At 71.9% G+C, this 22,565-nt stretch carries 24 protein-coding genes and 2 pseudogenes; 14 read left to right on the top strand and 12 right to left on the bottom strand.

The window, feature by feature from the left end; translation table 11 throughout:
* Nucleotides 1–68: 68 nt before the first annotated feature.
* From AC5L3C_RS12900 to AC5L3C_RS12885, 4 genes are all read right to left on the bottom strand, one after another.
* Entirely contained in the window at nucleotides 69–617 is a 549-nt protein-coding gene (locus AC5L3C_RS12900; protein ID WP_493649117.1) for an HAD domain-containing protein, read from the bottom strand.
* Between the two features lie 34 nt (nucleotides 618–651).
* Nucleotides 652–1,344: a class I SAM-dependent methyltransferase gene (locus tag AC5L3C_RS12895; protein ID WP_493649116.1), complete on the bottom strand. Its 693-nt coding sequence runs from the start codon at nucleotides 1,342–1,344 to the stop codon at nucleotides 652–654.
* A 1-nt stretch (nucleotide 1,345) separates the two neighbouring features.
* Nucleotides 1,346–2,257 (bottom strand): aminoglycoside phosphotransferase family protein, encoded by a 912-nt coding sequence (locus AC5L3C_RS12890; protein WP_493649115.1) that lies wholly within the window; start codon nucleotides 2,255–2,257, stop codon nucleotides 1,346–1,348.
* A gap of 77 nt (nucleotides 2,258–2,334) precedes the next feature.
* Entirely contained in the window at nucleotides 2,335–3,084 is a 750-nt protein-coding gene (locus AC5L3C_RS12885) for a hypothetical protein (protein ID WP_493649114.1), read from the bottom strand.
* Nucleotides 3,085–3,307: 223 nt separating this feature from the next.
* On the opposite strand from AC5L3C_RS12885, the gene AC5L3C_RS12880 reads away from it, so the two are divergent.
* From AC5L3C_RS12880 to AC5L3C_RS12870, 3 genes are read left to right on the top strand one after another with little or no spacing between them, the layout of a single operon-like run.
* Nucleotides 3,308–4,663, top strand: a complete 1,356-nt coding sequence (locus tag AC5L3C_RS12880) for an NsdA family TPR-like regulatory protein (protein ID WP_493649113.1) — start codon at nucleotides 3,308–3,310, stop codon at nucleotides 4,661–4,663.
* A gap of 1 nt (nucleotide 4,664) precedes the next feature.
* A complete protein-coding gene (locus AC5L3C_RS12875) occupies nucleotides 4,665–5,201 on the top strand; it encodes an NUDIX domain-containing protein (RefSeq protein ID WP_493649112.1) in 537 nt (178 codons plus the stop codon).
* Nucleotides 5,198–5,659, top strand: a complete 462-nt coding sequence (locus AC5L3C_RS12870) for a hypothetical protein (RefSeq protein WP_493649111.1) — start codon at nucleotides 5,198–5,200, stop codon at nucleotides 5,657–5,659. Before AC5L3C_RS12875 ends, AC5L3C_RS12870 begins: the two co-directional genes overlap by 4 nt.
* 18 nt (nucleotides 5,660–5,677) lie before the next feature.
* Here the strand turns inward: AC5L3C_RS12870 and AC5L3C_RS12865 are convergent, their stop codons facing one another.
* The gene (locus AC5L3C_RS12865; protein WP_493649110.1) at nucleotides 5,678–6,220 is read right to left on the bottom strand and encodes a hypothetical protein; all 543 of its coding nucleotides are present in this window, start codon (nucleotides 6,218–6,220) and stop codon (nucleotides 5,678–5,680) included.
* A gap of 96 nt (nucleotides 6,221–6,316) precedes the next feature.
* On the opposite strand from AC5L3C_RS12865, the gene AC5L3C_RS12860 reads away from it, so the two are divergent.
* Entirely contained in the window at nucleotides 6,317–6,673 is a 357-nt protein-coding gene (locus AC5L3C_RS12860) for a hypothetical protein (RefSeq protein ID WP_493649109.1), read from the top strand.
* Here the strand turns inward: AC5L3C_RS12860 and AC5L3C_RS12855 are convergent.
* Nucleotides 6,615–7,538, bottom strand: coding sequence for a tannase/feruloyl esterase family alpha/beta hydrolase (locus AC5L3C_RS12855; protein WP_493649108.1), 924 nt, complete (start codon nucleotides 7,536–7,538; stop codon nucleotides 6,615–6,617). The genes AC5L3C_RS12860 and AC5L3C_RS12855 overlap by 59 nt on opposite strands.
* Nucleotides 7,539–7,679: 141 nt before the next feature.
* On the opposite strand from AC5L3C_RS12855, the gene AC5L3C_RS12850 reads away from it, so the two are divergent.
* The 8 genes from AC5L3C_RS12850 to AC5L3C_RS12815 all read left to right on the top strand — a co-directional run bounded on the left by AC5L3C_RS12850 (nucleotide 7,680) and on the right by AC5L3C_RS12815 (nucleotide 15,374).
* Nucleotides 7,680–8,477: an SDR family NAD(P)-dependent oxidoreductase gene (locus tag AC5L3C_RS12850; protein WP_493649107.1), complete on the top strand. Its 798-nt coding sequence runs from the start codon at nucleotides 7,680–7,682 to the stop codon at nucleotides 8,475–8,477.
* Between the two features lie 40 nt (nucleotides 8,478–8,517).
* Entirely contained in the window at nucleotides 8,518–9,117 is a 600-nt protein-coding gene (locus AC5L3C_RS12845) for a TetR family transcriptional regulator (RefSeq protein WP_493649106.1), read from the top strand.
* Nucleotides 9,118–9,271: 154 nt separating this feature from the next.
* Nucleotides 9,272–9,997, top strand: a complete 726-nt coding sequence (locus tag AC5L3C_RS12840) for a response regulator transcription factor (RefSeq protein ID WP_206302300.1) — start codon at nucleotides 9,272–9,274, stop codon at nucleotides 9,995–9,997.
* A complete protein-coding gene (locus AC5L3C_RS12835) occupies nucleotides 9,997–11,493 on the top strand; it encodes a sensor histidine kinase (protein WP_493649105.1) in 1,497 nt (498 codons plus the stop codon). The genes AC5L3C_RS12840 and AC5L3C_RS12835 overlap by 1 nt, the downstream gene beginning before the upstream one ends.
* Nucleotides 11,494–11,651: 158 nt before the next feature.
* Nucleotides 11,652–12,185, top strand: coding sequence for a hypothetical protein (locus AC5L3C_RS12830; RefSeq protein WP_493649104.1), 534 nt, complete (start codon nucleotides 11,652–11,654; stop codon nucleotides 12,183–12,185).
* Nucleotides 12,182–13,438, top strand: coding sequence for a peptidoglycan-binding domain-containing protein (locus AC5L3C_RS12825; protein WP_493649103.1), 1,257 nt, complete (start codon nucleotides 12,182–12,184; stop codon nucleotides 13,436–13,438). The genes AC5L3C_RS12830 and AC5L3C_RS12825 overlap by 4 nt, the downstream gene beginning before the upstream one ends.
* Nucleotides 13,435–14,151, top strand: a complete 717-nt coding sequence (locus tag AC5L3C_RS12820) for an ABC transporter ATP-binding protein (RefSeq protein WP_493649102.1) — start codon at nucleotides 13,435–13,437, stop codon at nucleotides 14,149–14,151. The genes AC5L3C_RS12825 and AC5L3C_RS12820 overlap by 4 nt, the downstream gene beginning before the upstream one ends.
* Nucleotides 14,148–15,374: an ABC transporter permease gene (locus tag AC5L3C_RS12815; protein WP_493649101.1), complete on the top strand. Its 1,227-nt coding sequence runs from the start codon at nucleotides 14,148–14,150 to the stop codon at nucleotides 15,372–15,374. The genes AC5L3C_RS12820 and AC5L3C_RS12815 overlap by 4 nt, the downstream gene beginning before the upstream one ends.
* Nucleotides 15,375–15,403: 29 nt before the next feature.
* On the opposite strand, the pseudogene AC5L3C_RS12810 reads toward AC5L3C_RS12815, so the two are convergent.
* Nucleotides 15,404–15,511 (bottom strand): annotated as a pseudogene (locus AC5L3C_RS12810) (glycoside hydrolase family 6 protein); the annotation flags it as partial.
* 231 nt (nucleotides 15,512–15,742) lie between these two features.
* On the opposite strand from AC5L3C_RS12810, the gene AC5L3C_RS12805 reads away from it, so the two are divergent.
* Both AC5L3C_RS12805 and AC5L3C_RS12800 read left to right on the top strand, forming a co-directional pair.
* Nucleotides 15,743–16,723, top strand: a complete 981-nt coding sequence (locus AC5L3C_RS12805) for an aldo/keto reductase (protein ID WP_493649100.1) — start codon at nucleotides 15,743–15,745, stop codon at nucleotides 16,721–16,723.
* Between the two features lie 24 nt (nucleotides 16,724–16,747).
* Nucleotides 16,748–16,993, top strand: a pseudogene (locus tag AC5L3C_RS12800) (sensor histidine kinase); the annotation flags it as partial.
* Between the two features lie 257 nt (nucleotides 16,994–17,250).
* On the opposite strand, the gene AC5L3C_RS12795 reads toward AC5L3C_RS12800, so the two are convergent.
* From AC5L3C_RS12795 to AC5L3C_RS12775, 5 genes are read right to left on the bottom strand one after another with little or no spacing between them, the layout of a single operon-like run.
* Complete coding sequence (locus AC5L3C_RS12795) at nucleotides 17,251–18,003, bottom strand: DUF6182 family protein (RefSeq protein WP_493649099.1); 753 nt, start codon at nucleotides 18,001–18,003, stop codon at nucleotides 17,251–17,253.
* Nucleotides 18,000–19,166 (bottom strand): hypothetical protein, encoded by a 1,167-nt coding sequence (locus tag AC5L3C_RS12790; RefSeq protein ID WP_493649098.1) that lies wholly within the window; start codon nucleotides 19,164–19,166, stop codon nucleotides 18,000–18,002. Before AC5L3C_RS12790 ends, AC5L3C_RS12795 begins: the two co-directional genes overlap by 4 nt.
* Nucleotides 19,163–20,026 carry a class I SAM-dependent methyltransferase gene (locus AC5L3C_RS12785; RefSeq protein ID WP_493649097.1) on the bottom strand — a complete coding sequence of 288 codons (864 nt, stop codon included), beginning with the start codon at nucleotides 20,024–20,026 and terminating at the stop codon, nucleotides 19,163–19,165. The genes AC5L3C_RS12790 and AC5L3C_RS12785 overlap by 4 nt, the downstream gene beginning before the upstream one ends.
* Nucleotides 20,026–21,723, bottom strand: a complete 1,698-nt coding sequence (locus tag AC5L3C_RS12780; RefSeq protein WP_493649096.1) for a GH3 family acyl-acid amido synthetase — start codon at nucleotides 21,721–21,723, stop codon at nucleotides 20,026–20,028. Before AC5L3C_RS12780 ends, AC5L3C_RS12785 begins: the two co-directional genes overlap by 1 nt.
* Nucleotides 21,707–22,345 carry a hypothetical protein gene (locus AC5L3C_RS12775; protein WP_493649095.1) on the bottom strand — a complete coding sequence of 213 codons (639 nt, stop codon included), beginning with the start codon at nucleotides 22,343–22,345 and terminating at the stop codon, nucleotides 21,707–21,709. Before AC5L3C_RS12775 ends, AC5L3C_RS12780 begins: the two co-directional genes overlap by 17 nt.
* Nucleotides 22,346–22,565: the final 220 nt, after the last annotated feature.

The raw sequence follows: 22,565 nt of genomic DNA, 5'->3' as shown, positions 1-22,565 counted from the left end.
GATTAAGGCTGCTGGAGTGGTCGCCGGAAACACCTGCTCCTGATTGAGGAGCAGCCGATACAGATCGCCTACCGCCCGTACCCGGCTGTGGGTAACTGCGAGACCCACGTCATGAGCCCGGTCAGGTGCTCGGGCTGCAGCCCGTGGTGTGGGTCGGGCTGAATGAGGAGGGTCGACGTTCCCTTCGCAGTGCGCTCCGCCGCCCATTCATGGTCGAGGCCGGTGAAGTCGTCGTCGATCCAGACGGCGGGGGCGTCGCCGAGCCAGGCGTCGACGTGGTCGCGCTTCCACAGGTAGCCGTTGGGGTGGCTGGTGGTGATCTGCGGACGCGGGAGATCGACGTACGGCAGGGCCGGGAGGTCCAGAAGGGGCCCGATGAGGGTGGTGGCGTCCTGCCGCCAGCTGGTGCACCAGGCCGGAGTGACCAAGCCGGTACGGATGACGTCCATGAGCAGGCGGCCGTGGTCGGGGTTGAGCCAGACGGTGACCGGGTTGTTGGTGCTGCGGCCGGCGGGGACGACGTCGTGGCGGGCGTGCGTGGCCGGGGTCGAGCCGTGCTCGTCGGGGAAGGGTATGAGGACGCCGTCGATGTCGAGAAGCAGGTAGGGCGGGCGCATCGGTTCCTCCGGGGGGAAGCCGGGCGGGTGGCTGTCAGAGCTTGCGGGCGCGGATCAGCAGGGTGGTGGGCCAGTGGCCCATGCGGGGGTCGTGGAACTCCTGGGCTGAGGTGAGCCAGAAACCCGCCTGGCTGAGGTGCTTCTCCCACCGGTCCGTGGAGAACTCCCAGCGGGCGATGGGTAGGCGGGTGCGATCGGGAAGAGTGACGTGGTCGCGACGAGGTCGGTCGTCGCCCGAGGGGCTTCGGCCGCCGCGCTGCGGGTGAGGGACAGAGAAGACGAGTACCCGGCCGGGCGTGAGGCGCTGGGCCACGGCCGGCAACAGGAGGTCGGGGGCGACGAGGCCGACGGCGCCGAAGACGGAGTAGATCGCGTCGAACTGCTCGTCGGAGGCGTGCAGGTAGTGCAGGGCGTGGCCGGCGACGAAGGTGAGGCTGTTCAGCCGTCCGTAGTGGGAGCGGGCGCGGCGGACCTGGAGGCCGACCAGGTCGACGCCGGTGACACGGGTGCCATGGCGGGTGGCGAGATGGGCGGCGTTGTGGCCGGGGCCGCAGCCGAGTTCCAGGAGTCGCTTGCCGCGCAGGTCGGGGCCGAGGGCGTCGGCGCCGGGACCTTGGCCGGGTCTCGTCGTCCATTCCATCCGGGCGGGTACGGCCAGAGGTTCGGCGAGTCCGGCGGCGGTGCGCTGGAGGGCGTGGGCGTGCCAGGGGGATGCCTGGGCGAGCACGTCAGATCTCCAGGAGGTGGAGGACGTCGGTGAGGTGGCGGCGGACGGCCTTGCTGTAGGCGGGGTCGGTGGCCGGTTCGTTGATCCAGCGGACGGCCTGCTCCATGAACCACTCGACGGCCCACATGCGGTGCCAGCCCAGGGCCCAGTTCTCGGCGGTGAGCCCGCCGCGCGGGGCGAGTGCGTCGGGGGTGCCGCCGGCGGTGACGTACTGCTCCAGGAAGACGCGCAGACGGACGGGGTGCGGGGACTCGGTGGTGCCGTGCCAGCTGGCGAGGTCGAGCAGGCCGGGGCCGGTGAAGGCGCGGGCGAAATCGAGCAGCCGCCAGCCACGCTCGCCGATGTGGAGGCTGGTGGGGTGGAACTCGGAGTGCACCCAGCCGAACGGCTCCAGCGTCGCTCCGGCCGAGCGAGCCTCGGCGGCCTGAGCGATACGGTCGAGCGCATCCTCGACATCGTCGGCATCCTGCCACCGGTTGGCCTTGGGCAGCCGTTCGAGGTGCTCCAGCGCCCTTGCCGGGAGCGTCCGCAGCCGGTCCTGGTCGAGGACGGGCAAGGGCGGAGCCGTGCGGGTGCCGTGCAGGATCACGGCCGCGGCGACGCCGTCGAGGTCGTCGGCCTCGCGGACGGACGGTCCGAGGTCCTCCATGAGCATGCCGAGCCAGCCCTCCAGGACGGCGGAGGCGTGGACCTGGGGGACGGGTACGCCGAGGGTGTGGGCCAGGCGGAGGGCCTGGTCCTCGCTGTCGAAGGGCTTCTTGGCGTACTTGAAGATGGCCGTGGAGCCGTCGGGGAAGGCCACGCGTTCGACGCCGGACATGGACCACACGCGTACCTCCTTCCGTGCGGCGGTGGTCTGGCCGGTCGCGGTGAGCAGGTTGTCGAGGAGTTCGGCGCTGGGGTTCGTGGTCACGGGAAGGCTCCGGGGAGACGGTGGCGTCCGGGGCGGGCGAGGGGTGCCGGCCCGCCCCGGAGCTTGATCGGGTGGGGTTACGCGGCGGGGTTCACGCGGTGGGCGTAGACCTGCTCGATCCAGCCCGCCTTGAACGCGGCGAGGTCGTCGCGGAAGTTCGCCATCGAGGCACCGTAGGGCGCGACCACGCCGCCGGACTGGTCCGGCACGGACTGGCAGCCGTGCACGAGCCGGCCGCCGAGCGCCGCGTGGGCCTTGATGGACTCGATCCGGCGGTGCTCGTTGAACCAGCCGCCGTGGTAGACCTCGTCGAGCATCCCGCCCATCTCGTCGTCGAGGTCGAAGACGACGGAGGTGGCGGCGGGGAAGAACCAGCACGGGCCGACGTTGGAGATGTGCCCGTCGAACTCGACCTTGTTGAGCGCCATGAACGTGGCTGCCTCGCGCAGCATCCGCAGGTGCTCGGCGGTGATCTGCGGCAGGCCGAGGCCGGCCAGGTGCTCGTCGCGGAAGATGTAGGCGTACACCTCGTACGCGGTGGCCACGACGCGGGCGGCGTCGGAGGTGGACTCGCTGTGCTGCTTGATGAAGTCGAGCGCGAGCTGCTCGACCGTGCTCTCGGTCGTCTCGTCCACCTCCAGGAGCTGGGACTTGACCAGCTCCCAGTCGGCGACGAGCCAGGTGTTCGACTCGAAGCGGAAGAAGTACTGCGCCGGGTCGATCGTGATGCGCCGGCCGTCGACCTGGATGCCGGGCAGGCGGCTCCAGCGCGGGTCGAACGCCTCGGGCAGCTCGACCGTGATGGCCGTGGTGTCGATGGTGGTCACCGTGTCTCCGTCTCTGATTGGCCGGGTTCGGGCACAGGAATGCTCGAGCCCGGTGTGGGCGTACGGAACTTCGGGGTGGCGCCCGGACCAAGGGGGAGCCTGGATCACGGTCGTGCCGTTCCGGGCGGCTGCTGATAAGTGAACCGGTGGTCACGCTCAGTGGGTACGGTGGAAGGCAGTTGAAGCGGTATACGCGGTTTACAGCTCCGGAGTGGAGGCGATCGTGGCGGCGCCGAGAGAACCCAACTCCCGTCTGCGCGACGTCATCGCGGCGGTCGACTGCACCTACGAGGCCCTCGCCAGAGACGTGCGGCGCATCGCGGCCGAGAACGGCGAGATCCTCCAGACCAACAAGTCGGCCATCTCGCACTGGGTGAACGGCACCCGCGCCCCGTCGGGCCGGGTAGGCCAGTACCTGACCGAGGCGCTGTCCCGCCGAGCGGGGCGCACGGTCACCCAGACCGAGATCGGCCTCCAGGCCAGCGATGACGAAGCGCCGGCGGAATCCGACCCTGTCCTCGCCGCCACCGACCTGGGCCGCGCCGACGTCGAGCGCCGCTGCTTCCTCGCCATCGCGGCCTTCACCACCGCCGGCGTCGCCATGCCGCTCGGATACGACCACGAAGCCACTGCCCGCATGCTCCGCGCCCGCACCGGCACGTCCGTGGTCGGGGCAGAGGACGTGGACGTCGTACGGCAGATCACGGCGGCCTTCAGCGCCGCCGACGAGCGCCTCGGCGGCGGGCACGGACTGACCACCGTCACCGCGTACCTCGCCGACACAGCCGCCCCCATGCTGCGCGGACGTTTCCCCAATGAAGCCTTACGCCGGGCAGCCTTCGGCGCCGTCGCCGAACTCGCCTACCTCGCAGGGTGGAAGCACCACGACCTCGGCCAGGAAGGGGCCGCCCAGCGCTACTACCAGGTCGGCTACAAGCTCGCCTGCGAAGCCGACCCCTACGGCCACGCCGCCTGGATGATGCGCGCCCTCGCCCACCAGGCCCTCAGCCTCAAACAGCCCCACCACTGCGTAGACCTCGTCGAAGGCGCCCTCCGCACGGGTCTCGGCCACGTCGACGGTCAGACCGAGGCTCTCCTCCACATCACCCACGCCCGCGCCTACGCCGCCGTGAACGAGAACCCCCAGGCCGCGCGCGCCCTGCTCGCCGCCGAGGACGCCCTCCTACGAGACGACGGCCCCCAGCCCAGCTACTCCCGCGTGAGCGGCCCCGCCGCCGGCACCGTGGCCAGCCACACCGCCCGCACCCTGACCGACCTCGCCGACCACATCGGCACCGAGCAGCAGCACCGAGACGCCCTCACCCGCTGGGACCCCGAGAAGTACAAGCGCGTCCACGCCCTCACCCACGCCGACCTCGGCGACAGCCTCGCCGCCCAGGCCCGCGCCGACGAAGCAGTCGCCGCCTGGACCCAGGCCCTGGTTCTCATGGAGGGCATGACCTCCGACCGCACCCGCAAGGCGATCACCTCGATCCGCTCCACCCTCGCGGTCTACCAACGCCGCCGCGTTCCCGGCGCAGCCGATCTCGCCCGCCGCGCCCGCGAGGCCCTCGCCTAACATGCCCAACAACCCATCCGACGAAGGGAACACCGTGGCCCAGCAGACCGACGATCAGCCGAAGGCCCTGAAGCCGGCGCTCGAATCCATGACCCTGCTGGTCGCCGCCGTCATCGTCCACGACAAGACCACCAACCGCGTCGTCCTCCTCCAGCGCAGCGAGAACGCCAAGTTCGCTCAGGGCCTGTGGGACCTCCCCGTCGGCAAGAGCGAACCAGGCGAGCCCATCACGGAGACCGCGGTCCGCGAGCTCTACGAGGAGACCGGCCTCACCGTGAAGCCCGAGTCCCTTAAGGTTGCCCACATCATCCACGGCGCCTGGGGCGTCGAAGCCCCCAACGGCTTCCTCACGGTCGTCTTCGCCGCCCACGAATGGACCGGCGAACCCGAGAACCGCGAACCCCGCAAGCACTCGCAGGTCTGCTGGGTCGACGCCAACGCCATCCCCGAAGCCTTCGTCGACACCACCGCCAGCGCCCTCCACCATTACCTGAATGACGGCTCGGAGGTCTCGCTGGACGGCTGGTCGGCAGCGTGAGCATCACGCTGCTCCACCTCATACCCAAGGACCCGCACTTTTCGCCTGCGCCCGCTGCGAGCGAGGCTGCGCAAGCCCGGCTACGACAACTGGTTCCTGAGGCGTTGGGCGGTTACGACGTCTGGGACATCCCAGGCACAGCCTTCATTGATGCCGGGGAGAACTGGTGTGGTGTCCGGTGCCCCGTATGCGGCTCCGACATCGAAGACTGGTGGGGCGACGCGATGGACACGGCAGCCCTGCCGGACGGCTATTTCGACGCGCTTGACGTGACGATGCCCTGTTGCTCTGCCCAGACGGACTTGAACGCCCTCGACTACGTCGAGGCTGTGGGTTTCGCCAGGTACAGCCTTGTCACCACAGACCCAGAATGCGAGCTGCCACTACCACCAGCCAGCATCCAGGCGCTGGAGGACCTCCTGGGCACGGTCCTGCGACAGGTCATCGCCCGGTACTGACGTCAAGCGCTGGCTTCGCTATGCAGGGCTGCTCGGAAACAGAAGCTCGTACGGCAGGTGATCGTCGTCCGCTACGCGCGGCACGTAGTCCGCGGCCGTGCGTGCAGCCACAGCCAGCAGGCGAGCGGCAGCCTCCTCCTCGGGGATGGAGGCAAGCCCGAGAGCGTGCAGAAGGCGGTCGCGCTCGGCGTCGAAGTCCGGGTGGTCGGCCCGAAGGTCCGAGCCAAGCTCGCTGATCGCGAAGCCCTTCGCCAGGTCGCGCCAGAAGGGCAGCACCACGATGAGCGTGATGGCCTCGACGAGGTCGGCGCCGATCAGTGTGGCCTGTCCCTCAGAGTCGGCGTAGAGGACGGGCCTCTCGTCGGCCTCAGCATCCCCGCACAGGTAGTACGTGCCGCCGGCGCCGCAACCGGCTATCGCGTGTAGGGGGATCCTGGTAGAAAGGGCAAGTTCCTCGATGGGATCCCGGCGCTCAATATCGAAATCGCCAGGCCAGGCGAGCGCGGTGGCAAGGGAAGGCTCCTGCTCGATCCGGCGGAGCAGGGCGTCTGATGCGGTCATGGGACGGAACGTAACAGCGCCGTCGGACGTCTGGTGCGGCTGGCCTGCTGGTCGACGCCAGCCGGTGCTGTCAGTAGGGCGTGGCACAGTTCGGCCATGAGTTACGACCTGGCGGTGTGGGAAGGCAGCAAGCCCGCTGACGATGTGATCGCGGGCGAGGTCCTCACGCAGATGTACGACCGCTACATCGACACGGAGGAAGAGTTTCCACCCTCACCGCGTATCGCGGAGTACGTTGCTGGGCTCTTGGCGCGGTGGGTAGATCTCACGGAAGACGAGGAGGACACCTCCCCTTGGTCGACGGGGCCGTTGATCGGCGAGGCGTCCGGGCCGTTCATCTACTTCCCGATGCGGTACAGCATGGCCGAGGAGGCTTCGGCCTACGCCGCCGATCTCACGGCATCGATGGGGCTCGTTTGCTATGACCCGCAGGCTCGGCTGCTGCGGCCGTGACCGCCTTCGGACCGAGGGCGGGTGCAGTCCGGCACGGCCTTCCTGCGCGCAGGTAGCGTGACAGGCATGTCCGAGGAGTTGCCCGGTTTTCCCTACCACCCCGACCCCTTGGCGACCGGCGCGACAGGTTCACCGCGGGCCAGAACACGGCGAGACCGTCATAGTCGTTCGGGTAGCGTTGTGCCTCCATCATCGCCTGCCGGCCACCGGCCGAGCCGCCGTGGAAGTAGGAATGGACGGGGCCCCTGCCGTAGTAGGCGGCGATCAGCTTCTTGGCGCTGACGGCTGTCTGATGGATCGACAGGTGATTCCAGACGTTGATGACGGGCGTGTCGAGGGTGTTGTCGGGGTTGAGCGCGAACTCCCCCTGGTTGTCCGTCGTCGGTACTCCGGCGTCGGTGTTCGCCGTGGCGTATCCGGCAGCCAGGGAGCACGGGTCGTACCGGCCGCACGGCTCGTCCGGCCCCCCGCCCACGAAGCCACCGCCACCGGTACCGACGAACCGCCCGTTCCATGCCGAGGAGGGGAGGAACATCCCGACCCGGAAGGACGCATCGGACGGAGGGTCGGTCACCGTGAGCTGAAGGTCGCAGTAGGCCGGGAGGTCTTCCGAGGCACTGACCGAAGTGGCGCTCTCGACCGTCCTGCCGGGCAGCCGCACGTCGATCATGCTCTCGCACGAACGAACCGGCGACCCGCTCGTCGGCGGAGCGTCAGCGGAACGGGTGCCGGCGGTGGGAACGAACGGGGGCGTGGGCAGGGACGTCGCCAGGGTCCACGCCACCACCGCCGACGTGATCAGTAACAGGACGTGACGACCTCTGCTTCTCCGCTGCGCCGCGGATGGGTGGGTCGCTTCGCTCATGGCCCTTTCCTCTCTGGGGCGACGGAGCGTCGCTCCCGTGGTGAGGTGACCGTATGCCATCCTGGCACTTGGTGCCAGACTGGCATACGGTAACTGTGTTGGTCAGGGACCAACCCATGCACACGAGAAGGCGGGAAAGGTATGAACACATCGGGAGCGGTACTCGTCACCGGGGCGAGTTCGGGCATCGGCGCCGAGTTCGCACGACAGCTCGCGGGCCGCGGCCATGACACCGTGCTCGTCGCCCGCCGCGCCGCCCGCCTTGAGGCGCTGGCCTCGGAGCTGTCCGCTTCCCACGGCGCTCGTGCCGTGGCCCTGCCGATGGATCTGACGGAACCGGGGGCGGGGCAAGCGCTGCGTGCCGAGACGGACCGGCTCGGGATCGATGTCGCCGGAGTGGTGAACAACGCAGGTGTCGCCAACCACGGGTTCTTCCGCGACGAACAGCTCGATCGGCTCAAGGCCGAGGTCGCGCTCGATGTCCTCGGGGTCGTGGAGATCAGCCATGCCTTCCTGCCGCGCCTTCGCGAGCGGGGAGAGGGCTTCCTGATCAACATCGCGAGCATGGCCGCGTACAGCGCGAGTCCCACCATGGCCGTCTACGGTGCGTCCAAGGCGTTCGTGCTCAGTTTCACCGAGGCGCTCTGGTACGAGGAGCGGGGTTCGGGCGTGACGGTCTTCGCCGTCTCCCCGGGGGCGACGCAGACGGAGTTCTTCGACGTGGCGGGCGAGAGCGCGAGCGGCAACGCCCGGCGGATGCCGGCCTCGGCGGTCGTCCGGACAGCGCTGGGGGCGCTCGACCGCCGCAACCCGCAGCCGAGCGTCATCGTCGGAGGCGGGAACCGGGTCGTCGCCGGTGTCTCGCGTCTGCTCGGCCGCCGTCGGATGACCCGAACCGTCGGACGGACGATGACCCGCGCCATGGCACAGAGCCGATGACCGCCGAAAGGCAGGGGTGACGCGTGGCTATGCTGATCGCATGACGGAAAGCGCAGGTTCGGCGGAGCGGCTGTGGGACCGGACACGTCGTTCCGTCCAGGCGGAGATCGCCCAGGTCGCCATGGACCTCTTCCTCCGGAAGGGGTTCGACCGGACCACGATCGACGAGATCGTTTCCGTGGCGGGCGTGTCCCGGCGCTCGTTCTTCCGTTACTTCGGAACGAAAGAGGACATCGTCCTCGGCGACCTTGCCGATGAGGGCGCGAAGGTGAGTGCCGAACTCGCCAAGCGTCCCGATGAAGAGGATCTGTGGACGGCGCTGCGCTCCGCGATCCTGGCCGTCGGAGACGCGGAAGAGGACGACGAGCGCACGCTCGCGGTCGCACGGATGATGTACGGCAGCCCGTCCCTGCGAGCCCGCAGCATCGAGAAGCACCTGCGCTGGCAGTCCGACCTCCTCCCCGAGGTGCGCCGGCGCCTTGGCCCGCCCGAGGAAACGGCCGACCTGCGTGCCGCGGCCGTCGTGGCGAGTGCGATCACATGTCTCGACGTTGCCGGAGAGGCCTGGACCCGAGCCGACGCGGACCGGCCGCTCGCCGTCTACTTCACCGAAGCCCTGGACGCCGTACATCGCGGATGAGGGTGCGGATCCCGTTCGGTTTCCTGGTCTCGTCTCCGCAGCCGTCGAGGAGAACCCCGCGGCCCCGCCGACGGCTGGAACGCCTCCGGTGCGACCGGCGGAGGCGTCCGCGGCTCTCAGGATTCTTTGAGGTTCCTGCTGTACGGATGGTGCCGTGACTGATGCCGCTGCCCGGACCACGGTGCTCGTCGTCGACGACGAGCCGAACATCCGCGATCTGCTCTCGCAGACCTTGCGTCTCGTCGGTTTCGGGACCGTCACCGCGGCCGGCGGTTTCGAGGCGCTGACGGCGGCGGAGTCGGCACGGCCGGGCATCGTCGTTCTCGACGTGATGCTGCCGGACATCGACGGTTTCGAGGTCGCGCGACGGCTGCGTGCCACCGGCCATGACGTGCCGGTCCTCTTTCTCACCGCCCGGGACACCGTGGAGGACCGGATCGCCGGCCTGACGGCGGGTGGCGACGACTACGTCACCAAGCCCTTCAGCCTCGAGGAGATCGTGCTGCGTATCCGTGCGATTCTGCGTCGCACGCAGGCGGCGGGCAGCGCGCGGGAGGAGCCCGGACGCGACGGCGTGCTGCGCTACGCCGACCTGGAGCTCGACGAGGACGCCCACACCGTCCAGCGTGGCGGGCGCGCCGTCGCGTTGTCGCCGACCGAGTTCAACCTGCTGCGTTTCCTGCTGGAGAACACCGGCCGTGTCGTCAGCAAGGCGCAGATCCTGGACCGGGTGTGGAGCTACGACTTCGGCGGCGACAGCCGCATCGTGGAGAGTTACGTCTACTACCTCCGCAAGAAGATCGACTCAGCGGGACCGCCGCTGCTGCACACCGTGCGCGGCGTGGGGTACACCTTGCGGCTGCCTCGCGGGGAGGGCTGATGCCGCGTCCGCGCAGCTGGCAGCACTGGACACTGCGCTCGCGTCTGACGGTGATCGCCACGGGGCTGACCGCGCTGGCGGTGCTCGGGGCCAACGCCGCCGGGCTGCTCCTGCTGAACTCCTACCTGGTCGACCGGGTCGACGCGCAGCTCAGGTCCATGAGCGGACGGGCCCAGGCAGAACGGTTCGACGGAGCCGGCCCACAGGAGCTGGAGCGGTTCGCCAAGGGCCGGTCGGACGCGGACGACCTGCTCGCCCTGCGGTTCGACTCGATCATCTACTTCTACAAGGACGGGGAGCCGGTCACCGGCGTCCCCGAGCAGCCCGAGTACGGCGAGCCCGCGCTGCCGGACGCCGCGGAGCTGCTGGAGAGGGCCGGATCGCTGTTCACGGTGCCGGCCGCGGACGGCGGCAGCGACTGGCGTGTGCACGTCGGCGAGCCGTCGGCGACCGGTGCCTTCACCGTCGGTGCCACCCGTCTTCAGCAGGTCGAGGAGACCACCGACCGGCTGCTGCTGATCGACGCGATCGTGATGGCGGTCGTTCTCGCCCTGCTCGGCGGCGCCGCCGCGCTGGTCGTCCGCCTGGGCCTGCGGCCGCTGACGCGGATGGAGACGACCGCGGAGGCCATCGCGGCCGGTGACTTCACCCGGCGGGTCACCGACACCGACCCGCACACCGAACCGGGGCGGCTCGGACGCGCGATGAACCTGATGCTCGGCCGGGTCGAGTCCGAATTCGCCGCGCGTACGGCCTCCGAGCAGCGGTTGCGGCGCTTCCTCGCCGACGCCTCGCACGAGCTGCGCACCCCGCTCACCTCCATCCGCGGTTTCGCCGAGCTCTCCCGGCGCGGCGGCGACGCCGACGACGGGATGCGGCGCATCGAGGAGGAGGCCTGCCGGATGGACGTGCTCGTCGAGGATCTGATGCTGCTCGCGCGGCTCGACGAGCGGCGGCTGCCCGAGCGGCGCCCCGTCGACCTGCTGGAGCTGGCCGCCGAGGTCGTACGGGATCTGCACGCCCGCTCGCCGCTGCGCACGGTGCGGCTGACCGGTCTCGGCGGGACCGGCTCCCCCGGGCCGGTCACCGTCACCGGCGACCCGCTCCGGCTGCGGCAGGTCCTCGCCAACCTCCTCGTCAACGCCGACCGGCACACACCGCGACAGGCACGGATCACCGTCCGCCTCGGACCGGCGCGGGCCCCGCTCGCCGGCCCGGCCGCTGTGGGGGTCGGCACCGCGCCGCCGCCCGGCACGCCCGTGGCCGTGGTCGAGGTGGCGGACACCGGAGCCGGCGTCCCGCCCGAGCACGCCCCGTACGTCTTCGAGCGCCTCTACCGCGCCGACCCGGCCCGCACGGGCGGCGGCAGCGGACTCGGCCTGTCCATCGCCGCCGCGCTCGTCGAGGCACACGGGGGGCGTATCGAGCTGGCCGCCGCCGTACCGGGAGCGGGTGCCACGTTCCGGGTCGTCCTGCCGTGCACCGCAGCGACGTAGCCGCGGCCGATCGCGCGCGGGCGCGGAGACACAGCTATTCCCAGGTGGCTTCGAGGTTCACCGCAGGCTGCTTTGAACCTGCCCTGCCAGCATCGCCACCCGTACGGCCGGCCGGCTGGTCCGCAGCCGGCGGCGTACCGAGAAGAGGAGTGGCAACGATGCGAAGGACCTTGATGATCCGCGCACTCACCGTGCCCGCCACCGCGGTGCTGGCACTGGGTCTGCTGACGGGGTGTGGCAGCTCCGGCGACGAGACGTCGCAGGTCGCTTCCGTGGGCGACGGCACCTCCGCCGCCCCCGGTGCGGACAGGAGCGATGCCGAGCAGTCCCAGGAATTCGTCGACTGTGTGCGTGAGCACGGTGTCGCCATGGAGGACCCCGACCCGGAGACCGGAGAGCTCAACCGCGGCAGCGTCACGGGCGGTGGCGTGGACACGGAGAAGATGCAAGAGGTCATGACCGCGTGCCGGGACCTGATGCCGCAGTCCCTGGCCACTGAGCGGCAGTTCGATCAGGAGGAGGCCCGGAAGTTCGCCGGCTGCATGCGGGAACAGGGCGTGGACATGGAGGACCCGGGCCCCGAGGGCTTCGACGACAGTGTGCGGGAGCAGCGGGACGATCCCGGGTTCCAGGACGCCATGGAGCAGTGCCGCGACACGATGCCGGCCGGAAGCGGGAGCGCCGGAGAGTGACCACCCAGGACACCGCGCGGGAGCCGCACCCTCTCATGGACGGCGCGAACCACGAGGACGACCGGGCCGAGTCCGCGCCGGCCACGCGCCGCAGGCGGCACCGGCTGCGCACCTCACTGATCCTGCTCGCCGCGATCGCCGTGACCGCGACGGGTGCCGTCGCCGCCACCGGAGCCCTCGGCGGTGACGGCGAACCCGTCGCCGCGGCCCCGTCGGGCCCGCCCAGGACCGCCAAGGTGCAGCGCACCACGCTGACGCGTACCGAGACCGTCGACGGCACGCTCGGATACGGCAGCGCCACCGCCGTCCGGGCCCCCGCCGCGAGCGGCTCCGGCGACCCGTCCGCTCAGGGCGGCCAGTCCGGCCAGTCGTCCGGCGACACCGGCGCCGGCATCATCACCTGGCTGCCCGCCGCGGGCGAGACGATCGAACGCGGCGAGGCCGTCTACAGCGTCGACGAGGAGAAGGTGCCGCTGCTGTACGGCTCCACCCCGCTCTACCGCACGCTCGCCGTGGGCAGCGAGGGCAAGGACGTCGAACTGCTGGAGAAGAACCTCTCCGCCCTCGGCTACACGGGCTTCACCGTCGACGAGGAGTTCACGCAGGGCACGGACGACGCCGTACGTGCCTGGCAGGAGGACCTCGGCCGCGAGGAGACCGGCACCGTGCGGGCCGGGGACGCGGTCGTCGCCTCCGGCGCCAGGCGGGTCGCCGAGGTGAGGGCCCCACGCGGCTCCGCTCCCGCCGGGGACGTGCTCACCTGGACCGGCACGGAGCGGATCATCACCGTCGACCTCGAAGCGAAGTTCGAGGACCTCGTCGAGGACGGCGAGAACGCCACCCGGGCCACGGTCGAACTCCCGGACGGCACCTCGGTCGACGCCGAGGTGTCCGACATCGGGACCGCGGCCACGGCCGTGGCCGGCGGCGAAGAGGGCGGGGCCGGCTCCGGCGGGAGCGGTGCCGGGGAGGCCACCCTTCCCGTCGAGCTGAAGGTCGGGGACCAGAAGAGGCTCGGCCGCTACCAGGCGGCCCCGGTCGAGGTCACCCTGGCCGCGGAGTCCCGCGAGGACGTGCTCACGGTGCCGGTCAACGCGCTGGTGGCACTGCGGGAGGGCGGCTACGCCCTGGAGACCGTGGGCAGCACGGGCATCGAGTACCTTCCGGTCGACCTCGGCATGTTCGCGGGCGGCATGGTCGAGGTGTCCGGTGAGGGCGTCACCGACGGCCTGGTCGTGGGGGTCCCGAAGTGACCGCGCCCGTGATCGAACTGGCCGGGGTGTCCAAGACGTACGGGGACGTGACCGCCCTGGCCGGCGCCGATCTGACCGTCCGCCGCGGCGAACTGCTCGCCATCGTCGGCCCGTCGGGCTCCGGCAAGTCCACGATGCTCAACATCATGGGGACACTGAGCCGTCCCTCGGCCGGCACGGTCCGCGTCGACGGTCACGCCGTCGAGGACCTCAGCGACCGCGAGCTGTCCGCGCTGCGCGCCGGGACGATCGGGTTCGTCTTCCAGTCCTTCCACCTCGCCCCGGGTGTGCCGGCCGTGGACTCCGTCGCGGACGGACTGCTCTACAGCAGCAAGCCGCGCGCCGAGCGGCGCCGCCTCGCCGAGCGCACGCTGCGCCGCGTCGGTCTCGGACACCGGCTCCACAACGAACCGCACCAGCTGTCCGGCGGGGAGAAGCAGCGCGTGGCCATCGCCCGCGCCGTGCTCGGCGATCCGCCGCTCCTGCTCGCCGACGAACCCACCGGCGCGCTCGACTCCCGCTCCGGCGCCGTCGTGATGGGACTGCTGCACGACCTGCACCGGTCCGGAACGACGGTCGTGGTCATCACCCACGACCGGGACATCGCCGCCTCCCTGCCACGCGAGGTCCGGATCAAGGACGGCCGTATCGAACACGACTCGGACATCCAGGCCGCAGGCCGGCGAGGGAGCTACCAGGGGATGGGGACATGAGCACGGCAGCACCACCCCGCCCCGGGCGGGAACGCCCCCGCCCGGCCCGGCTGTCCCCCGCGGACGTGCTCCGGGTCGGCGGCTCCGGCCTGCGCTCGCGCCCCCTGCGGGTCTTCCTCTCCGCACTGGGCATCGCCATCGGCATCGCCGCGATGATCGGCGTCGTGGGCATCTCCACCTCCAGCCAGGAGGAACTGAACCGCAGGCTGGATGCGTTGGGCACCAACCTGCTCACCGTCGGACCCGGCCAGTCCTTCGGCGGGGGAGAGGCCCGTCTGCCCTACGAGGCGGTGGAGATGGTCCAGCGGATCGGCCCCGTCGAGTCGGCCGCCGCGGTCGGTCTGACGGACGCCAAGGTCTACCGCAACGACCACGTCCCGGCGACGGAGACGGGCGGCATCGGCGTCTACGCGGCCGACACCGCCCTGATGAAGACGCTGGGGACCGAGATCACCGACGGTCAGTGGCTCAACAGCGCCAACGAGCGGTACCCGGCCGTCGTCCTCGGCCTGAAGGCCGCCGAACAGCTGGCCGTGCACGAGTCGGGGCCCGACGTCCAGGTGTGGCTCGGCGGGCGCTGGTTCACCGTGGTCGGACTCCTCGCGGCCAACGAGCTCGTCCCCGAACTGGACTCCGCCGCGCTGGTCGGCCGGCCGGTCGCCGAGCGGGAGCTGGGCTACGACGGCCATCCGACGACCGTGTACACCCGCGCACAGCCCGCGGCGGTCTCCGACGTCCAGGCCGTGCTCGGCGCCACCGCCAACCCCGAGGACCCCAGCGCCGTAGAGGTCTCCCGACCCTCCGACGCCCTCGCCGCCAAGGAAGCCACCGACGAGACGCTGGGCGGGCTGCTGCTCGGCCTCGGCGCGGTCGCGCTGCTCGTCGGCGGCGTCGGCGTCGCCAACACCATGGTCATCTCCGTGCTGGAACGCCGCGCCGAGATCGGCCTGCGCCGCTCGCTGGGCGCGACCCGCGGCCAGATCCGCACCCAGTTCCTGTGCGAGTCCCTGCTGCTGTCCGCCCTCGGCGGAGTGGGAGGCATCCTGCTCGGCATCGGCGTGACCGGCGGCTACGCCACCTACCAGGGCTGGCCCTCCGTGGTACCCGCGTGGGCGATGTCCGGCGGCCTCGGCGCGACACTCGTCATCGGCGGCCTGGCCGGCTTCTACCCAGCCGTGCGAGCCGCCCGCCTGCCACCCACAGAGGCCCTCGCAGCCACCTGAGACACCCTCCCGCCACCGGTGGGGTCGGCGCCCACCTGGGCCGGGGTGCCGAGTCGGCGGCCGGGCGGGTTGCACCACTCGCCGTTCGATCCGTTGCCGTTGCGGCTGGTGTCGGTCACGAACTTCGCGTCGTGGCCGAGCCAGGAGACGACCGACTGGTGCTGCGGGAGTCGGCCTGAGGCGCGAGTCGCGGACCGGGGGCCGTCGGCGCCCTCGGGGGGCGGGCCGTGGCCGGCCCGCCCGTTCCCGCCGTCGGGTGGAGCCCCGCGTGATCGCTCGAGGCAATAACTCGGCGGCCGCACGCCCCGCTTCGTGGCAAGGTGGGTCCCGTTGACCGAGCTGTGCGGGGAGCGAAGGGGAGACGGCTCATGGAGACCCATCGGCTGGGGCGTACGGATGCCGAGATCACCCGGCTGGGGTTCGGCGGCGGTCCGCTGGGCGGACTGTTCGAGCCGCTGGACGACGCCACCGCGGCCCGGGCGCTGGACGCCGCCTGGGAGTCGGGCATCCGCTACTTCGACACCGCGCCGCACTACGGCATCGGCCACTCCGAGCGCCGGATCGGGGACCTGCTGCGCGGCAAGCCCCGGGCCGGGTTCACGCTGTCCACCAAGGTCGGGCGGCTGCTCGTGCCGCAGGACGCGCGGGGGCGGACGGACGACTCCTTCGCCGTCCCGGCCACTCACCGACGGGTGTGGGACTTCACCCGCGACGGCATCCGCCGCAGCGTCGAGGACTCCCTCACCCGCCTCGGCCTCGACCGGATCGACGTCCTCTACCTGCACGACGCCGAACAGCACTTCGAGGACGCGCTGCGCGACGGCTACCCCGCGCTGGCTCAGCTGCGCGCCGAGGGCCTCGTCGGGGCGATCGGCGCGGGCATGCACGACGCCGGCAAGCTCACGCGCCTGGTGCGGGAGGCCGACCCGGACGTGGTGATGCTCTCCGGGCGCTACACCCTGCTCGACCACAGCGCCCTGGACCATCTGCTGCCGGCCTGCCTCGAGCACGGAGTGTCGGTGGTGGCCGCGTCCGTCTTCAACTCCGGTCTCCTGGCCACCGAGCGGCCCTCCGCGGGAGCCCGCTACGACTACGGCTCCGCGACCCCCGAACTGGTGGAGCGGGTCCACCGGATCGCCGACGTCTGCCAGGCGCACGGAGTCACCGTCCCCCAGGCCGCCATGGCCTTCCCGCTGCTCCACCCCGCGGTCGCGGGCATCGCCGTCGGCATGCGCACCGCCGAGGAGGTGCGGCGCAATGCCGAGGCGTTCGCCGCACCGGTCCCGCCGGAGCTGTGGACAGAGCTGTGCGGCGAGGGGCTGCTGGATCAGCGGACCGTCGGGGTGTAGGCAGCACCGCCCCCGGCCGTGGCCGAGCACATAGAGGCCGAGCACGTCCCGGTCGACCTGCGCCACGACGACGGGAGGCTGCGGATCACCGTGACCGACGACGGCAGGGGCGGCGCGGATCCGGCGCGGGGCGGCGGGCCGGCCGGCATCGAGCGCAGGCTCGGCGCCTTCGACGGCACCCTCGCCCTCGACAGCCCGGCCGGCGGTCCCACCCGGGTCACCGTCGAGCTGCCTTGCGCCCTGTCCTCCCACCGGACCCCGGCCACCTGACCACCGCTCGTCGCCCCACGTTCAGCCATGGCCTGTGAGGCGCACCCGATGCCGCACGCCGCAAGGCGACGCGGCGTCCGGGTACGCGCACGTCCGCGTGCCTCATGCGCTCAGGACTGCGTGGGCCCGTGGCCCCTCGGGTGGCGTCCGGGTGTGCGCACACCCGGACGCCACCCGCGCTCAGGACCGCGTCGGCCCGCTCGGCCCCCTCGGGCGACGTCGTGCCGCGCCCGACGCGCCCCGCGCCGCCTCCTTCCTCACTCCTCCTGCCGAAGCAGACGGGCCGGACCGAGGGCGGCGAGGGCGTGCAGTTCCTGGGGCCGTTCCGGCGAGGGAACGATCCGCAGGGCCCCGAACGGGCCCGCGATCCCGACCAGGCGCGGGACCGGCCGCAGCAGCAGCCGGTCGCCGGGACCGAGGACACCGTCGAGCACCGCCTCGCTCAGCAGATGGTGCAGATGGACCAGGCGGTCCGCGGCCGTCGGACCGGCCGTGGCCAGGTACAGCTCCCGCTGCACCGGGGCCCGGTCGCCGGGCGGTCCGTCCGCGGGCAGTTCCACGGCCGTCCGGGGCACGGCGGGCGGCCCGGCGGTCGCCGGGAACAGCTTGAGCAGCCGGCGCAGGGCGGTGCTCTCCTCGGCGGGCCCCGGCCCGAGCCAGGCGGTCGAGGCGTCCTGGGCGATGTGAGCGAAGCGGAACCGCTCCCGCACCTGGGCCGGATTGCCGACCAGGAACACCGTCCGGGTGAAGTCGCGCCGCCAGGCGGCCGCCGTCTCCCCTCGGACGCCGCGCGCGAACGCGTACGTCTCCCTGATCCAGGACGGCAGGTCGAGGTCGCGCAGCACGCACACCGCGAGCACTTTCGGCTCCGCGCCCACCGCAGCCATGTCCCGCTGGGCCGCCAGCAGCCCCTCCTCGGTCAGCAGGTCGAACCGCTCGGCCAGCTCCGGCCGCGCCTCGCGTATGCGCCGGGCGTTCTCGGCGCGCAGCAACTGCTGGGAGATGATCACAGGTAGACCGCCTCCAGGAGGTCCCGGGCGGGAGCGGGGCGATGCCTGGCCAGCAGGCCGGCGGTCAGGCGGTAGGGATTGACGTGGAGGTGGTCCTTGCGGTGACGGGCCAGCACCTCCGCGACCGGCGCCGGGTCCCGCGCGCGGTCGCCGGAGAGCAGCCGGGAGGCCCGGGCCATGCTCTGGCGCAGCACCTCCCACCGGAACGACTGCTGCTGTCCCGCGCCGAGCACCGCGATGAAGTACAGGCGCACCCCCAGCCGCAGCACCTGGTCGTCGTACTCCTCGCCCAGCTCCCGCAGCAGCGCGCCGACGGTGTGCCCCTCCCAGCCGCCGTGCCGCGCCGACCGGATCCGGCCGTCGATCGGCACCCGGCCCAGCACCACCCGGCGGACCGCGGCGCCGCTCGCCGCCAGCACCCGCTCCACCAGGTGGTAGTCGGCCTCCAGCTCGCGGTCGTAGAGCAGCACGATCTCGTCGAAGGACCCGGCCAGCGGCAGCAGCTCCCGCATCATGCACGCCAGGTAGTTCGGGCGGCCGTCGGGGTCGACGATCTGGCGCAGCGGCAGCCCGTACCGGGTGGCGTCCAGGTACACCGGGCCGCCGCAGTGGCGCAGATCGAGGCAGAACCCGAGTTCGGCGAGGCGCTCGAGTGACTGCTCGGCCCCCAGCGCGGGCGGCTGGTGCTCCCGCAGCCCGGGGTCGTGCATGCCCAGGCGCGCGTAGTGCCCGGCCCACAGCTGGAGCACCCGCGCCCCGGCCGGATGCACCCAGCCGTCCTCCTCGACCGCCTCGGCGTACGGCCGCAGCGCGGCGGCGCCGGGCCGTTCCTCCTCCGCCCGGTACCCGACGTACAGCTCCCCTATCTCCTCCTCCGACAGACCGGAGTAGTCGGCGTCCCCGACCGCGCGGTCGAGGTACTCCCAGAACCCCAGGGTCTGTTCGGTGAGGTGATAGGCGGTGGGGCTGTAGCGGTACGTCACGTCCGCGACCCGGCTGCTCGCCCGGTACATCACGTCGGTCCACAGCAGCCCCTTGAGGTGACTGGGGGTCAGCGGCTTGGAGGGGGTGACGGTGATCGGCGCCAGCAGCACACGGGGCCTGCCCGGCGGCCGTTCCCGGCCGTCGGCGGTCCTCTCCGGTGCGGTCACGGTGCCGCTCACGCCGGCTGCTTCCGCCCGTGGACGAAGAACACCCGCCGCACCCCCGGCACGGAGCGGGGAGGCACCGGATCCGGCCAGCGGCCGTAGTCGGCGGCCGGCTCGCCGGGCTGTACCGCCTCGGCCTTCAGGCCGTGCGCCGCGAACAGCGCCTCGGGCTCGTCCGTGCCGAACACCCAGGGACAGCCCCAGTCGGCGAACACCTTCAGCAGCACCTGGACGTCCGGCAGCGTCAGCGCCGCCGCGTTGACGAGGTCGGCGGCGATCCGGCTGCCCGGTGCCATGAGGGCGGCCACCCGCTCCAGCAGGCGGTGCGCGTCCTCCTCGGCGAGGTAGTAGAGCAGCCCCTCCACCAGCCAGACCGACGGGCGGTCCGGGTCGTAGCCGGCCCGCAGGAGCTCGTCCTCCCACCCGGGTGCGGCGAGGTCGAGCGGCACGGCACGCCGGTCCACCCGGGGCCGCTCCGAGGCGAGGCGTTCCTCCTTGTGGGCGAGTACGGCGGGCCGGTCCAGCTCGAAGTAGCGGGTGCCGGCCGGCCAGTCGGTGCGGTAGGCGCGCGAGTCCATGCCGGCGGGCGCCAGGACGATCTGCGCGACGCCGTCGCGGTGGACCGCGTCGTGGAGGTACTCGTCCAGGAAGCGGGTGCGGATGGCGTTGTAGTCCGGGGTGCTCGGGGCGCTGCGCTCCTCGCCGGGCGGCAGCGTCGCCTCGCGCAGCTCCCGCAGCAGGGCGAATCCCGTGTCCCCGGCCAGCGGGGCGGCGTAGGGGTCGTCGAAGAGCCGGTCCTCGCGGCCCGTCTCCGCCGCGCGCAGGGCGGCGGTCAGCAGGGCGGTACGCTCGACCGCGTTCAGGGTGCCGGTCATCACTGTCCTTCCCGACCGGGCACCGCGGTGCCGGTCAGTCGTTCCCACAGGGCGGGGTCCTGCCGGAAGAGCCGGTCCTTCACCTGGGTGGGCCGGACACCCGTCGCGACGGCGGTGTGCCAGTCCCTCAGGAACGCCTCCTCGTCCAGCAGGCGCACCGTCGGCGCGCCCAGCCGGCCCTCGGCGCGCGCCGCGCGGTAGTCCCGCGACTCACGGCCGATCGCGGTGTCGAGCAGGGCGGCGAAACGCTCGGTCTCCGCGGCCGACCACGCCCCGTACCCGGCGAGCGCGAACGTGTAGAACGGCACACCGCCGTCCCCGTCGTCGGCCCGGCAGGCCGCGTTGCGCACGTCGAGCCCCGTGCTCCGGCCCGCCTCGTCCAGCGCCCGGATGACCTGGGCGTCGCGCAGGCGCTCCCCGGCGACGCTGGACCGGGTGGCACGCCCGGCGTACGACACCCGGGGCACCCCGGCCACGCGGTCGACGACACGCACCACATCACCCACCGCGTAGCGGTACAGCCCGCCGATGTGGCTGAAGACGACGTGGTAGTCCCGCCCTTCCTCCAGCTCGTCCCAGGTGAGCGTCGTGGCGTCCGGGGTCAGGTCCTCGTCGGCGTCGAGGAACTCGTACAGCGACGCGCCGACCGTCAGGGAGCAGGCCGAGGTGTGCCGGTCGAGGGCCACGCCGACCGGTCCCTCGGATGCGGCGACGGGCGCTGGCAACGTTGCCACTCCGGCCCCGAACTCCTCCCGCAGCCGCGGCAGGTACAGGGATGCCATGCCGGTGGTCCAGCAGAACAGCGCCCGCATCCGGGGCCACAGGTGCGCCGGGCGGATGGTGCCGAAGTGGCCGGCGAGCCGCTCCAGTTCGCGCGCCCGCGCCGGGTCGGGGTGGGTGTGCGGCAGCCCGCCGAGCGTGCCGTCGTGGATGTCCTTCACCAGCCGGGGCCACCACAGCCGCAGCTGGTACGGCAGTGCCGCCACCATCGCCGGGTTGATCCCGATGACCAGGCGCACGTCGCTCACGGCCGCGAGCCGCAGCCGCAGGTAGGCCTTCTCCAGGTGCTCGTTCGCCTCGACGGGCACCGGCAGGACGCCCCAGGGCGCTCCCGTGCCGGGCTCGGCGGACAGCGGCTCGCCGAACTTGGCGCCGAAGTCGACCTGGCTGGCGCCCACATGGGGCAGCCCGGAGGCCGTGACGGGAGGTGCGGACAGGGGGTCGTGCTTGAGGTTCAGGACCGCGTCGGGCCGCTCCAGCACGTCGGGGTGGGCCTCGATGAGCGGTGCCCAGGCGGCGAAGTAGAAGGGGAAGAAGGTGTGCCGCATGAAGGCCGGGGTGACCGGGATCTTCTTGTGCTTGCCCGTCGTCCCGCTGCTGGTGAAGTAGACGGCGGGGTCGTCGGCGCTGAGCACCGCGCTCTCCCCGGCTGCCATGCGCTCGATGTACGGCGACAGCGCGGCGTAGTCGTTGACGGGGACGGCCTTGCGGAAGTCGGCCGCCTCACGCACGGACGCGAATCCGTGGGCGCGCCCGTACTCGGTGTCCGCGTTGAACTCCACGAGCTCGCGCAGCACGCGCCGTTGCTGCTCCGCGGCGTCGCCGAGGGCGGCGGCCATGCCCTCCCGTTCACCGAGGACCCGCTCCCGGTAGCGGCGGACACGGTCGGGGTTCGCCCATTCATCGGACAGGTTCATGCGCGACCAGCACCTCTCGTATTCCCTGGGCGACGGAGGACACCCGGTCCTGTTCGCCGATGAACGACACGGGCAGCGAGCCGATCTCCTGGCGTATCGCCAGGTGCAGGTCCGCCTGGAACCGTGTGAAGGACACCCGGTCGGGGCGGGTGCCGTAGTACTCGAGCGGGTTGAGGTCGCGGCCCTTGCCGCAGCGCAGCCAGGCGGTCTCCGGGGACACCCCCACGAAGATGACCTGCTGGGGCTGGGGGAAGGAGCGCCACCAGTCGAACAGGGGGTGCCGGTCCAGCCCTTCGAGGCGGCACTTGGCGAGGATCTTGTAGTAGTACGAGTCCACCAGCACGGGGGTGTCTCCGCCGCTGCGCGCGATGCTGTCCCGCAGGTGCAGCACGGCCGTCTGGAGCATCGTGAGCATGAAGTCGGGCGAGTAGTCGCGGTGCAGGGCGGGCATCACATCGCCCACGAGTGCGCGGCGCAGCCGGGTGATCAGCGAGTGTCCCGGGCCGAGCAGTTCCTCGTCGGCGGAGACGATCCGTACCTCGGGGGAGATCCGGGCGAGTTCCGCCAGCGCGGTGGACTTGCCTGCGTAGTCGGTGCCCAGCAGGACGGTGAAGGGCGGCATCTCCGGATGCGCCGGGAGCCCGGACAACGGCCCCGGTAACGGGCCCGGTGACGAGCCCGATAACGAGCCCGATAACGAGCCCGTGGCCGTGCCCTGGGGACTGGGGGGTGCGGTCATGCGTCCACGTCTTCCTCTTCGGAGCTTGTGCGCCGGCCGGCGGGCACGGTTCCGGCGGAGCGGCCACCTTCGGCGCGCGAGCAGGTCACGACCCGGAATCATC

The sequence above is a fragment of the Streptomyces speibonae genome (assembly GCF_984686075.1).
Note: the sequence above shows the minus strand (reverse complement) of the source record. Positions and strands in the feature narration are given on the sequence as shown.

Excerpts from the sequence above, each read along its gene's own strand:
- AC5L3C_RS12830 (WP_493649104.1), top strand. The coding sequence starts at position 11,652 with ATGCGAAGGACCTTGATGATCCGCGCACTCACCGTGCCCGCCACCGCG.
- AC5L3C_RS12850 (WP_493649107.1), top strand. The coding sequence starts at position 7,680 with ATGAACACATCGGGAGCGGTACTCGTCACCGGGGCGAGTTCGGGCATC.
- AC5L3C_RS12900 (WP_493649117.1), bottom strand. The coding sequence starts at position 617 with ATGCGCCCGCCCTACCTGCTTCTCGACATCGACGGCGTCCTCATACCC.
- AC5L3C_RS12860 (WP_493649109.1), top strand. The coding sequence starts at position 6,317 with ATGAGTTACGACCTGGCGGTGTGGGAAGGCAGCAAGCCCGCTGACGAT.
- AC5L3C_RS12780 (WP_493649096.1), bottom strand. The coding sequence starts at position 21,723 with ATGAACCTGTCCGATGAATGGGCGAACCCCGACCGTGTCCGCCGCTAC.
- AC5L3C_RS12785 (WP_493649097.1), bottom strand. The coding sequence starts at position 20,026 with ATGACCGGCACCCTGAACGCGGTCGAGCGTACCGCCCTGCTGACCGCC.
- AC5L3C_RS12875 (WP_493649112.1), top strand. The coding sequence starts at position 4,665 with ATGCCCAACAACCCATCCGACGAAGGGAACACCGTGGCCCAGCAGACC.
- AC5L3C_RS12835 (WP_493649105.1), top strand. The coding sequence starts at position 9,997 with ATGCCGCGTCCGCGCAGCTGGCAGCACTGGACACTGCGCTCGCGTCTG.
- AC5L3C_RS12855 (WP_493649108.1), bottom strand. The coding sequence starts at position 7,538 with ATGAGCGAAGCGACCCACCCATCCGCGGCGCAGCGGAGAAGCAGAGGT.
- AC5L3C_RS12805 (WP_493649100.1), top strand. The coding sequence starts at position 15,743 with ATGGAGACCCATCGGCTGGGGCGTACGGATGCCGAGATCACCCGGCTG.
- AC5L3C_RS12815 (WP_493649101.1), top strand. The coding sequence starts at position 14,148 with ATGAGCACGGCAGCACCACCCCGCCCCGGGCGGGAACGCCCCCGCCCG.
- AC5L3C_RS12845 (WP_493649106.1), top strand. The coding sequence starts at position 8,518 with ATGACGGAAAGCGCAGGTTCGGCGGAGCGGCTGTGGGACCGGACACGT.
- AC5L3C_RS12775 (WP_493649095.1), bottom strand. The coding sequence starts at position 22,345 with ATGCCGCCCTTCACCGTCCTGCTGGGCACCGACTACGCAGGCAAGTCC.
- AC5L3C_RS12865 (WP_493649110.1), bottom strand. The coding sequence starts at position 6,220 with ATGACCGCATCAGACGCCCTGCTCCGCCGGATCGAGCAGGAGCCTTCC.